This is a genomic window from Lysobacter soli, from assembly GCF_003382285.1.
Lineage (GTDB): Bacteria > Pseudomonadota > Gammaproteobacteria > Xanthomonadales > Xanthomonadaceae > Lysobacter_J > Lysobacter_J soli.
Map to the genome: position 1 here is coordinate 1 of NZ_QTJR01000010.1, position 13,391 is coordinate 13,391.

At 70.4% G+C, this 13,391-nt stretch carries 14 protein-coding genes; 5 read left to right on the forward strand and 9 right to left on the reverse strand.

The features are described 5' to 3' along the window. The coding region (locus tag DX912_RS13250) for an FAD-dependent oxidoreductase (RefSeq protein WP_115843306.1) at positions 1-778 on the reverse strand (778 nt) is incomplete at its 3' end. Between the two features lie 524 nt (positions 779-1,302). Continuing rightward, on the reverse strand, positions 1,303-1,899 hold the full coding sequence (locus DX912_RS18800) for a hypothetical protein (RefSeq protein ID WP_115843026.1): 597 nt from the start codon (positions 1,897-1,899) through the stop codon (positions 1,303-1,305). A gap of 186 nt (positions 1,900-2,085) precedes the next feature. Between DX912_RS18800 and DX912_RS13260 the strand changes: the two genes are divergently transcribed. The 5 genes from DX912_RS13260 to DX912_RS13280 all read left to right on the forward strand — a co-directional run bounded on the left by DX912_RS13260 (position 2,086) and on the right by DX912_RS13280 (position 7,079). Further along, positions 2,086-3,030, forward strand: coding sequence for a DMT family transporter (locus DX912_RS13260; RefSeq protein ID WP_220340808.1), 945 nt, complete (start codon positions 2,086-2,088; stop codon positions 3,028-3,030). A 16-nt stretch (positions 3,031-3,046) separates the two neighbouring features. Further along, positions 3,047-4,021: a threonine ammonia-lyase gene (locus DX912_RS13265; protein ID WP_115843028.1), complete on the forward strand. Its 975-nt coding sequence runs from the start codon at positions 3,047-3,049 to the stop codon at positions 4,019-4,021. 188 nt (positions 4,022-4,209) lie between these two features. Further along, positions 4,210-4,941, forward strand: coding sequence for a V4R domain-containing protein (locus tag DX912_RS13270; RefSeq protein ID WP_181902831.1), 732 nt, complete (start codon positions 4,210-4,212; stop codon positions 4,939-4,941). Positions 4,942-5,085: 144 nt separating this feature from the next. Beyond that, a complete protein-coding gene (locus DX912_RS13275; RefSeq protein WP_115843310.1) occupies positions 5,086-5,511 on the forward strand; it encodes a ketosteroid isomerase-related protein in 426 nt (141 codons plus the stop codon). A gap of 83 nt (positions 5,512-5,594) precedes the next feature. Continuing rightward, positions 5,595-7,079, forward strand: coding sequence for an ArnT family glycosyltransferase (locus DX912_RS13280; RefSeq protein WP_115843032.1), 1,485 nt, complete (start codon positions 5,595-5,597; stop codon positions 7,077-7,079). Between the two features lie 9 nt (positions 7,080-7,088). Here the strand turns inward: DX912_RS13280 and DX912_RS13285 are convergent, their stop codons facing one another. The 7 genes from DX912_RS13285 to bioB form a co-directional block, all read right to left on the reverse strand. Beyond that, positions 7,089-7,685, reverse strand: a complete 597-nt coding sequence (locus DX912_RS13285; RefSeq protein WP_147298648.1) for a hypothetical protein — start codon at positions 7,683-7,685, stop codon at positions 7,089-7,091. Between the two features lie 70 nt (positions 7,686-7,755). After that, entirely contained in the window at positions 7,756-8,748 is a 993-nt protein-coding gene (locus DX912_RS13290) for a multidrug resistance efflux transporter family protein (protein WP_115843036.1), read from the reverse strand. Continuing rightward, entirely contained in the window at positions 8,745-9,665 is a 921-nt protein-coding gene (bioC, locus tag DX912_RS13295; RefSeq protein ID WP_115843038.1) for a malonyl-ACP O-methyltransferase BioC, read from the reverse strand. Before bioC ends, DX912_RS13290 begins: the two co-directional genes overlap by 4 nt. A 162-nt stretch (positions 9,666-9,827) precedes the next feature. Further along, positions 9,828-10,601, reverse strand: a complete 774-nt coding sequence (gene bioH, locus DX912_RS13300; RefSeq protein WP_115843040.1) for a pimeloyl-ACP methyl ester esterase BioH — start codon at positions 10,599-10,601, stop codon at positions 9,828-9,830. Positions 10,602-10,660: 59 nt separating this feature from the next. After that, positions 10,661-11,065 (reverse strand): ACT domain-containing protein, encoded by a 405-nt coding sequence (locus tag DX912_RS13305; protein ID WP_115843042.1) that lies wholly within the window; start codon positions 11,063-11,065, stop codon positions 10,661-10,663. Then, complete coding sequence (gene bioF, locus DX912_RS13310) at positions 11,062-12,285, reverse strand: 8-amino-7-oxononanoate synthase (RefSeq protein WP_115843044.1); 1,224 nt, start codon at positions 12,283-12,285, stop codon at positions 11,062-11,064. The genes DX912_RS13305 and bioF overlap by 4 nt, the downstream gene beginning before the upstream one ends. Positions 12,286-12,303: 18 nt before the next feature. After that, positions 12,304-13,356, reverse strand: coding sequence for a biotin synthase BioB (gene bioB, locus DX912_RS13315; RefSeq protein ID WP_115843046.1), 1,053 nt, complete (start codon positions 13,354-13,356; stop codon positions 12,304-12,306). Positions 13,357-13,391 lie beyond the last annotated feature (35 nt).

Sequence of the window (13,391 nt, forward strand, 5' to 3'; positions counted from 1 at the left end):
GCGCGCCGCGGATGATCTCGTGCGTGCGCTCGCTGGTGTGCGTGATCCAGCACGACACCTGGCGCGGGTGGTCGGCGGTGGTGCCCATGAAGGACATCACCGGGCGCGGATCGTCGCCGGGCTGTTCCTCCATCACCGAGTAGTCGAGCGTGCGGCCGTCGATACGCGGCGGCGTGCCGGTCTTGAGGCGGTCGACCACGAACGGCCCTTCGCGCAGCTTGTGCGCCAGCGCGACGGCAGGGGGATCGCCGGCGCGGCCGGCGGCGTAGGTCGTCTGCCCGACGTGCACCTTGCCGGCGAGGAACGTTCCGGCGGTCAGCACCACGGCGGGCGCGTCGAAACGCAGGCCGGTCTGGGTGACGACGCCGGTGACCTTGCCCTGGTCGAACGCAATGTCGTCCACCGCCGCCTGGAACATCGTCAGGTTCGGCTGGGCTTCCACGGCGCGGCGGATGTAGGCGCGATACAGCGCGCGGTCGGCCTGGCAGCGCGTCGCGCGCACCGCCGGCCCCTTGCTCGCGTTGAGTCGGCGCCACTGGATGCCCGCGGCATCGGCGGCCTTCGCCATCACGCCGCCGAGGGCGTCGATTTCCTTGACCAGATGCCCCTTGCCGATGCCGCCGATGGCCGGGTTGCAGCTCATCGCGCCCACGGTTTCCACCGAATGCGTGAGCAGCAGCGTGCGTGCGCCGGCGCGGGCCGAGGCAAGCGCGGCTTCGGTGCCGGCATGTCCGCCGCCGACCACGATCACGTCGTATTGGTAGAAGTTCTGGCTCATCGGGCTTGGTCGATCAGGATCCGGACGAGCGCCCGGGGTGCGAATTCTAGGGCAGCCCGGCCTCGTCCGCCGTCGAGAATGAACGGCAGGTGAAACTTGGCACGGTTCCTGCGACATAGTCTCTGCACCCAGCGGGGCAGGCGCTAGGCGCCGGCCGGAATTGGAACAGGGGCTGGTCAAGCGCTCGCAGGGGAAGCACGGGGGCCGAATGTCGGGGGACGTTCGGCCCCCTTTTTATTTGCTCGCCGGGAGACCCCGGACACACAAAAGGCGCCGCGAGGGCGCCTTTTGCGTTTCTGGCGGGCCGTGACGCCCGCCGGGATGGGCGCCGACGCTCGATGGGGACGGAACAGGGGGGATCCGTGGTTCCTCATCGAGCGCCGACATGGAGCATTCGGCCTGGGGCCGACTTTCACTCATTACGTCCAAGAGTGACGTAATCGGTCAATGACCGCAGATTGCCGTCAGTCGGCCTCGAGCGCAAGCGAAAAAATGTGACTGCGGCCGAGACCCTGACAACCGGGTCAACGCTCCTGCTGCTGGACCCCGCGATCGGAGTTCGTGGGACGCTGACGCGGCGGCGGCGAGTAGCGACGCGGCTCCGCATCGGCACGGGGCTGCGTCGGACGCGGGCCGACATTGCCCGGGCGACCCGGGCGCGGACCGCTGTTGCCCGGACCCTGGCCGTCCGGCCGCGGACCGCCCACGCCCGGGCGCGGACCGTTGCCCGACCAGCCCTGGCCCGGCGGTCGATTGCCATTCCAGTGCTGGCCCGGAGGACGGTCGTTGCCATTCCAGTGCTGGCCCGGACGGCCGTTGCCGTTCCAGTGCTGGCCCGGGTGGCGGTCGTAGCGATACGGGTAGCGGTACACGGGATAGCGCGGGTACGCGTACGGGTAACCGTAGTACCCGTAACGGTACGGATAGCCGTAATAGCCGTAGCCGCCGTAACCGTAGGGATAGCCGTAATAGCCGCCGTAACCGCCGTAGTAGCGGTATTCGACCGAAGGCTGGCCGTGGTAGTAGTCGCCACCGCCGCCTGCGCCGCGGTAGGTGTAGCCGGTTACGCAGCCGGCCAGCATCGTGGCGGCCAGCGCAGGCAGGATGAGTTTGCGGATCATGTTCGGAACCCCCCGGGGTGTGCCGCCAGCTTCCGGCCGGGGCTTTGAACTCGGCCTTAATTTTTCCGGCGCCGGGATGAAGGCGACGACGGCGTTCAGCGTAGTGGCGCGCGATCGCGCAAGCCGTGCATTGCCGGGCGTTTCGCGCGATGACAGCATGTCACGCCCTTCGCGACGGACGCGCCAATGAACCTGCATCGCGCCTCCGGCCAGTGGCGGCTGGGGCTGACGCTCACCCTGATCACCGCCGCATGCTGGGCCACGCTGCCGATCGCGTTGAAGCTGGTGCTGCAGGGGCTCGATCCGATCACGCTCACCTGGTTCCGCTTCCTCGTCGCGGCGCTGGTCACCGGCGCGTGGCTCGGGATGCGTGGTCGACTGGGCGGCTATCGCGCGCTGCATGGCCGGGGCTGGACGATGCTGTTCGTCGCCGCGCTGATGCTGGTGGGCAACTACGTCTTCTACCTGCTGGGCGTGCAGCACACCACGCCGGCGAACGCGCAGCTGCTGATCCAGCTCGCGCCGCTGCTGATGGCGCTGGGCGGTATCTGGGTGTTCGGCGAGCGGTTCCGCGCCGCGCAATGGCTGGGCCTGGCGCTGCTGGTGGCGGGCATGGCGCTGTTCTTCGCCGACCAGCTCGCCGCGAGCGCGAAGGCGCCCGGTTACGTGCTCGGTTCGGCGCTGGTGATCGTCGGCGCCGTCGTGTGGGCGATTTACGCGCTGCTGCAGAAGCAGCTGCTGGTGCGGCTGGGGTCGATGCAGATCCTGTGGTTCATCTATGTCTTCGCGAGCCTCGCGCTGCTGCCGTTCGCGCATCCGACGCAGCTGCTGCGGCTCGACGGGCTGCACTGGGCGCTGCTCGCCTACTGCGCCTTCAACACGATCGGTGCGTACGGCGCCTTCGCCGAAGCGCTCGCGCACTGGGAAGCCTCGCGCGTGTCGGCCATCCTCGCGACCACGCCGCTGTTGTGCATCGCCGCGGCGACGGCCGTGCACGCGCTGTGGCCGCAGTGGCTGGCACCCGAACGCATCACGCCGCTGGGCTGGGTCGGCGCCGGACTGGTCGTCGCCGGCTCGGCCGCGGTGAGCCTGCTCAAACCTCGCGCGCCTTCGCCTGCGAAAACCCCATAGGTCCTACCATCCCCCCATGAACGACATCGCCCACGTGACGCCCACCTTCGAAGACGTTCTCGCCGCCGCCGCGCGCATCGCGCCGCACGCGCACGCGACGCCCGTGCTGCGTTCGCGCACGCTCGACGCGCTGGCCGGCTGCGAGCTGCACCTCAAGGCCGAACACCTCCAGCGCGCGGGCGCCTTCAAATTCCGCGGTGCGTGCAACGCGATCTGGTCGCTCGACGAGGCCACCGCCGCGCGCGGCGTGGTCACGCATTCCTCGGGCAACCACGGCGCGGCGCTGGCGCTGGCGGCACGCACGCGCGGCGTCGCCTGCCACGTCGTCGTGCCGGAAGGCGCAGTCGCGGCGAAGCTCGCCGCCATCGAGGCCTACGGCGCGACGCTGCACCGGTGCGCGGCGACCATCGCCGCCCGCGAAACCCGCACCGCCGAATTGCAGGCGCAGCTCGGTGCCGAACTCGTGCACCCCTACACCGATCCGCGCGTGATCGCCGGGCAGGGCACGGCCGCGCTGGAACTGCTGTGCACGCCGGAGCGTTTCGACGCGATCGTCGTGCCGGTGGGCGGCGGCGGCCTCGCTTCGGGCACCGCGCTGAGCGTCGCCGCGCGTTCGCCCGGAACCCGGCTCTACCTGGCCGAACCGGCCGGCGCGGCCGAAACCTTCGCGTCGCTGGCGAAGGGCGAGCGCGTCACCGGCTTCACCCCCGACACCGTTTGCGACGGCCTGCGCGGCACGCTGGGCGAGATCAATTTCCGCATGCTCCGCGACCACGGCGCGCAGGTGCTGACGGTCGAAGACGCCGATACCGTCGCGGCGATGCGCCTGTTTTGGCAGCGGACCAAGCAGATCGTCGAACCCTCGTCGGCCGTGGCCCTGGCCGCCGTCCTGAAGCACGGCCCGCTGTTCGCCGGCCAGCGCGTCGGCGTCGTGCTGTCGGGCGGCAACGTCGATCCCGATGCCCTGCCCGCGCTCTTCGCACGCGCCTGATGCGGGCGCCGGGCGACGCTCCGGCGCCTTGCTTTTTGTGATGGATTGACCAGAATCACTTTGCCGTTTCTGGCGTGAAGCCGGCGACGACCGTGTCGCCCAGCGCGGTGCCGGATGGGGATCCGGCACCCATGACCCGCGGGCGCACGAACGCAGATATCGGGCCATGGGGGTGGCGGATGGTGGACGTGGAATTCCGCGTGGTCTCCGACCGCCGGGAGGGCCTGCTGTTGACGCTCGGCCAGGCGGTGATCGCCCATGGCTTCACGCTGCTGCGCCAGCGCATGGCCGGCGGCGAGGACGGCGTCGTGCTGACGATGCTGGTGCGCGGCCCGCAGCAGAACCTCGCCACGCTGGAGGAATGCGTGGCCACGCATCCGCTGGTGACGTCCTTCGAAGCCACGCGACCCGACGCGGCTCCCGTCGAAACGCCGCCATCGATCACGCCCCACCGCTGTGCGGCGACACCGCCCTGCGCGGCCGATTCGCGTCGCATCGAGGCGCTCGTGCCGCAGCTCACGCGCGACTACCCGAACATCTTCGTCGCGCTGCTCGAGCTGGAACGCGAACTTCCCGAGGCGCATCGCGAACTCGCGCTGAGCGAACTCGGCCATCGCATCGGCGCGTGGGTGCAGGCGCGCGATTTCGCGGGCGTGGAGACGACCTCCACCTGCGATGCCATCCGCCGCATCGCGTTGCCGGCGATGCGCCAGATCGTGCAGGCACAACTGCAGGGCGAGGCGCTGCACGTGAGCGACAGCCCTTTCTGCCGGCGCGGCGAACACGGCCCGTGCTGCCATTTCCTGCGCGGCATGCTCGGCGGGCTGCTCGCCGGCAGCGCGCAGCCGATGCACGTGGTCGAGACGCGTTGCCGCAACGACGGCGCCGACATCTGCGCGTTCGCGTTCCGCACTGCGTGACGCGAGGCGCCGCGTGCAGGCGGCGTGAAGACGCCGCCGCACGCGCGCTTTATGGCGAACGTCACGGTCGGGCCCGCGTGGGCGCCGGCTATCATGGCGCTCCCGCCGCGCACGCCGGCGCCTGTGGTCCCGCAAGGACTCGCGATGAAGATCGACGGCACCCGCACCAACGACCGCGCCACGGAACTGATCCTGGCCTACTACGCCGCGTTCAATCGCGCCGACTGGGACGGCATGGTCGCGCTGCTGGGCGAAAACGTGGTGCACGATCTCAACCAGGGCCCGCGCGAAACCGGCCGCGAGGCGTTCTCGGCGTTCCTGCAGCGCATGCACCGCAGTTATCGCGAGCAGTTGCACGACATCGTGGTGATGGTCTCGCCCGATGGCGCGCGTGCCGCGGCCGAGTACATCGTGCATGGCGAATACCTCGCCGACGACAGCGGCCTGCCGCCGGCGCGCGGACAGAAGTACGTGCTGCCGGGCGGCGCGTTCTTCGAGCTGCGCGACGGCCGCATCCACCGCATCAGCAATTACTACAACCTCGAAGACTGGATCGCGCAGGTGCGCTGACGCGCCGTCGGTGGCACCGCTTTCCGACGCGCCGCCGACAAAACCGCCGCTAGCCTGAATCCGGTTTTCCTTCGGGCGGGCCCATGCACCGGATCCTGCGATCGCCTGCGCTGTGGACCGCCGCACTGGCGACGGTGTTGGCGCTGATGTTCCTGGGCTCGCGCGGCATCTGGGATCCCGACGAGGGCCGCTACACCAACGTCGCGCTCAACATGCTCGACAGCGGCGACTGGCTCAATCCGCGCCGCAACGACGAGATCGGCCACTGGACCAAGCCGCCACTGACGTACTGGGCCATCGCGTCCAGCGTCATGGTCTTCGGCACCAACACCTGGGCGGCCCGGCTGCCGGCCGCGTTGTCGTACCTGCTGTGCACGTGGCTCGCGTGGCGCATCGCCGCGCGGCTCGCGCCGGGTTCGCAGCAGTCGGCCGCCATCGTCTACGCGACGATGCTGTTGCCGTTCGGCGCGTCGCAGATGATCACCACCGACTACCTGCTCAGCGCCTGCATCGCGCTGGCGATGTGGGCGTTCGTCGAAGCGCGCTTCTCGGCCACGCCGCATCCGAGGCGCTGGATCGCGCTGATGTGGATCGCGCTCGCGCTGGCGTTCGTGACGAAGGGGCCGGCGGGGCTGCTTCCGCTGCCGGTCGTGCTGCTGTTCGATTTCCTGATGCCCGGGCGACGCGATCATCGCGTCCTGCAATGGTCGGGGCTCGTGCTGTTCGCGGTGCTCGCGCTGCCGTGGTACGTCGCGGTGTTCCATGGCAATCCGGGGCTGTTCGAGTATTTCGTCGGCGACGAACTGGTCAACCGCGTTACGACGAACGAGTTCGGCCGCCACGGCGAGTGGTACGGCTGGATCGAGATCTACGTCCCCACGCTCATCGTCGGCACGCTGCCGTGGACGCCGGCGCTGTGGCGCTGGACGCGCGGACTGCCGGCGATGGTGCGTCCGTGGTGGCGCGATCCGCAGCGGCGCCAGCGCGACGCGCACTGGGTGCTGCTCGCGCTGTGGCTGCTGCTGCCGCTGGCGGTGTGTGTGTTCGCGCGTTCGCGCATGCCGCTGTACCTGCTGCCGCTGTTCGTGCCGATCGCGGTCATCATCGCGTTGCAACGGACGGGCGAAGGACGCGCCCTGCCGTCATGGCCGAAGCTGATCGCGTGGGCCGCCGTGCTGCTCGCAGCGAAGGTCGCCGCGTCGTACTGGCCCACGCACAAGAACGCCGAGGCGTGGGCGCATGCGATCGTCGAACGCGCGCCCGGTCCGATCCACGAGATCGTTTTCGTCGAGGACATGGCGCGTTACGGGCTGCACCTCGAACTCGGCCGCGGCACGGAGATCGAGAAGATCTCGCTCGATACGCTGCACGAACCGCGCTTCAACCCGCAGTACGACGAGCCGCTCGCCGTCGAACTGGGCGAACACGAGCACGGCGTGGTGTGGGTGACCAAGCAGAGCGACTGGCCCGTCGTGCGCGAACGCATCGAAGGCTACGGTTACCGCGCGATCCTGCTGGGCACGCCGTTCGAGCGGCGCGTGATGTTCCGTGTCGAACCGCAGCGCTGAAACATCGCCTCAGCGCTGCGGGCCGGCGCCGAGCGAGAGGTAGTCGATGCCCTGGCTCAACAGCAGCCGCATCACCGACGCGCGTTCGCCGACCGGTCGCGAGGCCATCGCATCGATCAGCAAGCCGACCGAACGACAACGTGCGTCATGGTCGCCGCCGTTGAGACCGGCAAGGAATCCGTCGTTGAGCAGCGCCGCGCGTACGCCGGCGGCCTTCAGCGCCTGCGTCGCGACATTCGCGTCGTACGGCTGGCGCGGGCTCTGCGCGGCGGTGAGGAAGAAATTCGTCGCCGCATCGGCGAAGCGTATGCGGCTCTGCTCGCTCAGCTGCGAGGCGATCTGGTTGTAACCGTCGAGACTGCGCTGCGCATCGGGATCGAACAGCGCACACAGCGTGCGCGCGTCTTGCGGCGTTTGCGCGCTGGCGTGCACGGCCTGAAAGAGTCCGTCGACGCTCGAATCGGGCGCACGCATCAGCAGTTCGCGGCTGTCGGCCATCAGCGCGCCGGGATCGAAACCCCAGCTGCTGAAATCCTGCGCCAACGCGGGAACGGTCGCGACCGCCAGCAGCAAGCCTGCGGCAAGGGTGAGCGGGGTTCTGGCCATGTCGTCGCGATGCCGTCGGAGGATGGGCCGATCGTAGGACGTGGCGGCTGAACGACGTTGCCGTCGCGGACTATGCCCCCCGGTCACCGGACGCCTTGTCCACGGCGCGCGCGTCGCCCGCGCTCGCGCGGGCGGCGACAATGCTGAACACCACGATGCCGATCACGACCAGCACCGCACCCGCCAGCGCGCGGCCCTGCGGCCAGGCCTCGCCGAGCCACAGCACGCCGATCAGCGTGGCGAACAGGATTTCCGCCGCCTGCATCGCCTCGGCGGCGGCGAGCGCGGTCGGGTTGCTGCGCACCATGCCCGTCGCCTGGAAGAACAGCACCGTCGCGATCACGCCCGCGCCGAGCGCGACGCCCGCGGCGAACGACACCTGCCCCAGCGGCGGCGGGCCGACCTGCGCCAGCGTGATCGCCGCGACCGCCCACCACATCGGCTGGCTCGCCAGCGTCATGCCGAACACGCGCTGCGTGGCGTTGAGTTCGACGCCGCTGCGCTCCAGGTGCAGCAGCAGGCCGCGATTGCCGAGCGGGTAGGCGAAGGCCGAGATCGCTACCAGCACCAGCGCGATCCAGCCGTCGCGATCGAGCGAACCGCCGCCGTGACCGAACTGCAGCAACAGCACGCCGGCGACTACGAGCAGCCCCGTCGCGAGCGCGGGCATCGGCACGCGCGCGCGTTCGTCGCGATAGAGGAACGGCGCGCACAGCATTCCCGCGATGACGGTGAGCTGGAACGTGCCGGCGATCAGCCACGACGGCCCGCTCGACGCCGCGTAGCTCAGGCACAGGTAGAACAGCACGAAGCCGATGCCGCTCCACAGCAGCCACGGCCCGGGATGCGCGCGGATCGCCCGCCACACCGGCGCAACCCCACCCTGCCACGGCATCACGGGCAGCAGCAGCGGCAACGTGATGAGGTAGCGCAGGCACGCCGTCCATGCCCAGTAGCCGCCCTCGGTCGCGGCGGCGCGGTTGAGCACGTAGGTGCAGGTGAAGAAGAATGCAGACGCGAGCGCGATGGCGACCGCCGCCAGCGCCGTGCTGCGCGCCTTCACGAACGCTTCCGCACCGGGATGCCGTGCGCCGGCACATGCACTTCGTCGACGCCGCCGACGCGGATCGGCGTGCCCGGCTGCGGGCCCCACGCGTGCGCGTAGATCACTTCCCACGTCGCCGGCAGCCGGCCATCGCGGCGCCACGGTTCGTAGGCCTGCGCGGCGCGCGCGAAACGCGAGCGGCCGGTGAGGCTGCGTCGACGGTCGTGCATCGCGTTCGTCGCACCCAGCGTGCGCAGTTCGCGCATCAGGCCGGCGAGATCGTCGTGGCCGAGCACGAACTCGTCGCGATCGAGCACGGGATTCTTGAAGCCCGCCGCGATCAGCGCATCGCCGAACTGCGCGATCGACGCGAACGGGCTCACGTGCGGCGCGTTGTCCGCCTGCGCGAACGCATCGCGCAGTTCGTGCAGCGTGTCCGGGCCGAAGGTCGACACCAGCAGCAGGCCGTCGGGCTTGAGCACGCGACGGAAACCGGCGAAGACCGCCGGCAGGTCTTCCACCCATTGCAGGCACAGGTTGGAGAACAGGATGTCGACGCTCGCATCGCGCAGTGGCAGCGCGCGCGCGTCGGCGCACAGCCAGTCGGGACGGCGCGCGACGCCGGGCAGGAACGATGGCAGCCAGCCGCCGGCGTGGCCGCGCGCTTCGCGCAGCATCGGCTGGGCGAGGTCGATGCCTACGACGTGCGCCTTCGGCCAGCGCTTCTGCATCGCCGCGGCCGCGTGGCCGGGCCCGCAGCCGACGTCGACGACCAGCTGCGGCGGCGCCCGGTTCAGCGCCGGATCGTCGAGGTAGTCGAGCTGTTCCATCAGGCGCGAGGCCACTTCGCGCTGCAGCGCGGACGCGTCGTCGTAGTGGTGCGCGGCGCGCGAGAAGGCGCGGCGGACCTGGCGGTGGTCGAAGGTGTCAGTCATTTTTCTGGTTTGACCCGTGTGGTATGCGGCGGGTCGTCTGCTTTTCCTCCCTCCCCTTCAAGGGGAGGGCCGGGGTGGGGATGGTGTCGCTTTCCAGGCGACACGTCACGGGTGGGGACCATCCCCACCCAACCCTCCCCTTGAAGGGGAGGGCTCCTGCTGTCACGCCGGCGCGGTCACCGCGCGCATGAACGCATCGATCTGCGCGGCGACCTCATCGGCGGCGCCCAGGAACGGCGCGTGTCCCGCATTTCCGATGACGACGCTGCGTGCGCCCGGCGTCATCGCCGCGGCGGCGGGCATCGCGCCGGCGGGAATCAGGCGGTCGCGGCGACCGGAAATCCACAGGCTCGGCACGCGCAACTGCGGCAATTCGTCGCGAAGGTCGAGGCGATCGAGCAGCACCAGGCCTTCCTGCAGCGCGCGCGGAGCCGGTTCGCCGCGCTCGAAGGCCTGCGCCTTCAGGCTGCGGAGTTCCTCCTGCGCGTAGCTCGAACCCAGCGCCTCCAGCGCGAGGAAGCCTTCCAGCGTGCCGCGGAAGTCGCGGCCCAGCGCCTCGCCGAAATCGCGGAAGAGGCTCGGCTTCACGCCATGCGGCCAGCCTTCGTCGGTCACGAAGCGCGGCGAGGAGGCGATCATCACCAGCCCGCGCACGTCTTCCGGGAAGTCCAGCGCGGCGCGCAACGCGAACTGCCCGCCGAGCGACCAGCCGAGCCATACGGCGTCCGGCACGCGCGCGATGAGCTGCGGCGCGAGCGCTTCGGGCGACAGCGGCGTGGCGTCGTCGCGCGCGCGGCCGTGGCCGGGCAGGTCGATCAGGTGGAGCGTGTAGTGATCCTGGAGGCGTTCGACCAGCGGCGCGAACAACCCGCCGTGCATGGCCCAGCCGTGGATCAGTGCCAGCGCGGGACCCTGCCCGCGCGTTTCGATGTACATGGAGCAAGCCGTTGGGGGGATGGCCGATGGGGATGGAGTGGAGCGTGTTGCCTGCAGTGCTATTCGGCGCCGTCCCGGGCGAGGTCGGCCAGCACCGCCAGTGCGTCGTCGCGGCGATCGGCCGGGACCAGCAGGTGGTCGTGGTGGAAGCCGGCGAGCACGTTGCAGGCGATGCCGCGCCGCGCCAGCGCGGAGGCGAAGGCGGCGGTCAAACCGACCGCGTCCAGCGCCGAATGCACGCCCAGCGTCAGCCAGGCGGCCCGGAAATCGTAAGGCAGGCCGCGCGCGTCGGCGACCTCGCAGGGCAGGACGTAGGTGACGCCCTCGTCCTCGGTGACCATGGCGAGCGCGAGCGACGCCAGGGTCGGATCGGGCGCGGGACGCGCGACGAAAGCGTACTGGCCCGCCCGCGCCGTGACGTTCAGCGTGGCGAGCAGGCGCGCGAGGTCGCGCTCGCCGCTCATCGCGCCAGCACGGCCTCGCGCCGGGCGGTCTCGACCAGGCCCAGGCGGATGCGTTCGCGCGATTTCGCCATCGCTTCGACGAGGCCGTCGACGTCGGCCACGCCATGCAGCGCCGAGAGCGTCACGCGCAGGCGCGCGCGACCTTCAGGCACGGTCGGCGGACGGATCGCGGCGACCCAGTAGCCCGCCTGTTCCAGCCCGGCGGCCATCGCCAGCGCCGTGTCGTCGTCGCCGCAGATCACCGGCTGGATCGCCGTCTGCGAATCCATCAGCTCCAGGCCGGCGCGCTGCGCACGCTCGCGGAAGCGGCCGATCAGCTCGTCGAGCTTGGTGCGGCGCCAGTGTTCGGCGCGCGCCAGCTTCACCGCCGCCAGCGACGCGGCGGCCTGCGCCGGCGGCAGCGCGGTGGTGTAGATGTAGGAACGCGCGGTTTCGGAAAGGTGCTGGATGAGGTCGGCATCCCCGGCGACGACCGCGCCGTAGCCACCCAGCGCCTTGCCCAGCGTCGCCAGCTGCAGCGGCACGTCGTTCGCGCCGAGCTTGCTGGCCGCGACGCTGCCGCGCCCGTCCGGACCGACCACGCCGATGCCGTGGGCGTCGTCGACGTACAGCAGCGCCTTCTGCACGCGCGCCACGAGCGCGAGCTCGCGCAGCGGGGCGATGTCGCCGTCCATGCTGAACACGCCGTCGGTGGCGAGCATCGCCGCACCCTCCGGCATGCTGCGCAGCTGGCGGATCGCGCCTTCGGCATCAGCGTGCGGATAGCGGCGCAGGCGGCAACCCGCCAGGCGCGCGGCGTCGATCAGGCTGGCGTGGTTGAGGCGGTCCTGCACGCAGACGTCTTCGTCGCCGAGCAACGCCTGCACGACGGCGAGGTTCGCCAGGTACCCGCTGCCGAACAGCAGCGCGCGCGGCGTGCCAAGCCAGTCGGCGACTTCACGCTCCAGCGCGTCGTGAAGCTGGTGATGGCCGCAGACCAGGTGCGAGCCGACGCCGCCGGCGCCCTCGCGCGAAGCGGCGTCCTGCAGCGCCCCGACCACGGCGAAATGCTGCGACAGGCCGAGGTAGTCGTTGCCGCAGAAATTCAGCAGGGAGCGGCCGTCGACGAGGCAGCGCGCGCCGTCGCGCAGGGTGACGGTGCGACGCACGCGCACCCTCGAGCTCGCTTCGCGCTGCGCGCGGGCGGCCTCGATGCGGTCACGCCAGCCCGGGCGGCTCATGGCTGCACCGGCAGGCCATCACGCGGCGCAGTGGTGCGCCGCTTCGACGATGTCGGCATGGACGGTCTCCCCTTGTTCGACCACGGGCATCGGACGCAAGCCCAGTCGGTCGAACAATGCCATATCGCGCTCGGTGTCGGGATTACCGGTCGTCAGCAATTTCTCGCCGTAGAAGATGGAATTCGCGCCGGCGAGGAAGCACAGCGCCTGCAGCTCGTCGCTCATCGATTCGCGCCCGGCCGACAGGCGCACCATCGAGCGCGGCATCAGGATCCGCGCAACTGCGACGGTGCGCACAAATTCGAAGGGGTCCAGCAGCTCGGTGCCGGCCAGCGGCGTGCCTTCCACCTGCACCAGACGGTTGATCGGCACCGAATCCGGATGCGCCGGCAGGTTCGCCAGCGTCTGCAGCAGGCCGGCGCGCTGGTCGCGGCGCTCGCCCATGCCCACGATGCCGCCGCAGCAGGTCTTCATGCCGGCGTCGCGCACGTGCGAGAGCGTGTCCAGGCGGTCCTGCATCTCGCGCGTGTGGATGATGGCGTTGTAGTACTCGGGCGCGGTGTCGAGGTTGTGGTTGTAGTAGTCCAGCCCGGCGTCCTTGAGCGCACGCGCCTGGTCGGCCGAGAGCATGCCGAGCGTGGCGCAGGTCTCAAGGCCGAGCGATTTCACTTCGGAAATCATCGCGGCGACCTTCGGAATATCCCGATCCTTCGGCGAACGCCACGCCGCGCCCATGCAGAAGCGGCTGGCGCCGGCGGCCTTGGCCTGGCGGGCCTTCTCGAGCACCGCCTCGGTGCTCATCAGCTTGGTCGCCTCCACGCCCGTGTGGTAGCGCGCGGCCTGCGGGCAGTAGCCGCAGTCCTCCGGGCAGCCGCCGGTCTTGATCGACAGCAGCGTGCTGACCTGCACCTCGGCCGGATCGAAGTTGGCGCGGTGCACGGAGGCCGCACGGTGCAGCAGCTCCGGGAACGGCAGGTCGAACAGTGCGCGGACCTCGGCGCGGGACCAGTCGTGGCGGAGTTCGCCGGCGGGGGAGGACTCGACGAGAGGAATCTGGCTGACAGCAGGCATGGCGGAATTCCGATGTTTTCGGCGAGACAGGCCCG

What these genes read in the sequence shown, in the direction of transcription:
- DX912_RS18800 (WP_115843026.1), bottom strand. Translation starts at nt 1,899, where the DNA reads ATGATCCGCAAACTCATCCTGCCTGCGCTGGCCGCCACGATGCTGGCC.
- DX912_RS13260 (WP_220340808.1), top strand. Translation starts at nt 2,086, where the DNA reads ATGAACCTGCATCGCGCCTCCGGCCAGTGGCGGCTGGGGCTGACGCTC.
- bioH (WP_115843040.1), bottom strand. Translation starts at nt 10,601, where the DNA reads ATGTACATCGAAACGCGCGGGCAGGGTCCCGCGCTGGCACTGATCCAC.
- bioB (WP_115843046.1), bottom strand. Translation starts at nt 13,356, where the DNA reads ATGCCTGCTGTCAGCCAGATTCCTCTCGTCGAGTCCTCCCCCGCCGGC.
- DX912_RS13305 (WP_115843042.1), bottom strand. Translation starts at nt 11,065, where the DNA reads ATGAGCGGCGAGCGCGACCTCGCGCGCCTGCTCGCCACGCTGAACGTC.
- DX912_RS13285 (WP_147298648.1), bottom strand. Translation starts at nt 7,685, where the DNA reads ATGGCCAGAACCCCGCTCACCCTTGCCGCAGGCTTGCTGCTGGCGGTC.
- bioF (WP_115843044.1), bottom strand. Translation starts at nt 12,285, where the DNA reads ATGAGCCGCCCGGGCTGGCGTGACCGCATCGAGGCCGCCCGCGCGCAG.
- DX912_RS13275 (WP_115843310.1), top strand. Translation starts at nt 5,086, where the DNA reads ATGAAGATCGACGGCACCCGCACCAACGACCGCGCCACGGAACTGATC.
- bioC (WP_115843038.1), bottom strand. Translation starts at nt 9,665, where the DNA reads ATGACTGACACCTTCGACCACCGCCAGGTCCGCCGCGCCTTCTCGCGC.
- DX912_RS13265 (WP_115843028.1), top strand. Translation starts at nt 3,047, where the DNA reads ATGAACGACATCGCCCACGTGACGCCCACCTTCGAAGACGTTCTCGCC.
- DX912_RS13280 (WP_115843032.1), top strand. Translation starts at nt 5,595, where the DNA reads ATGCACCGGATCCTGCGATCGCCTGCGCTGTGGACCGCCGCACTGGCG.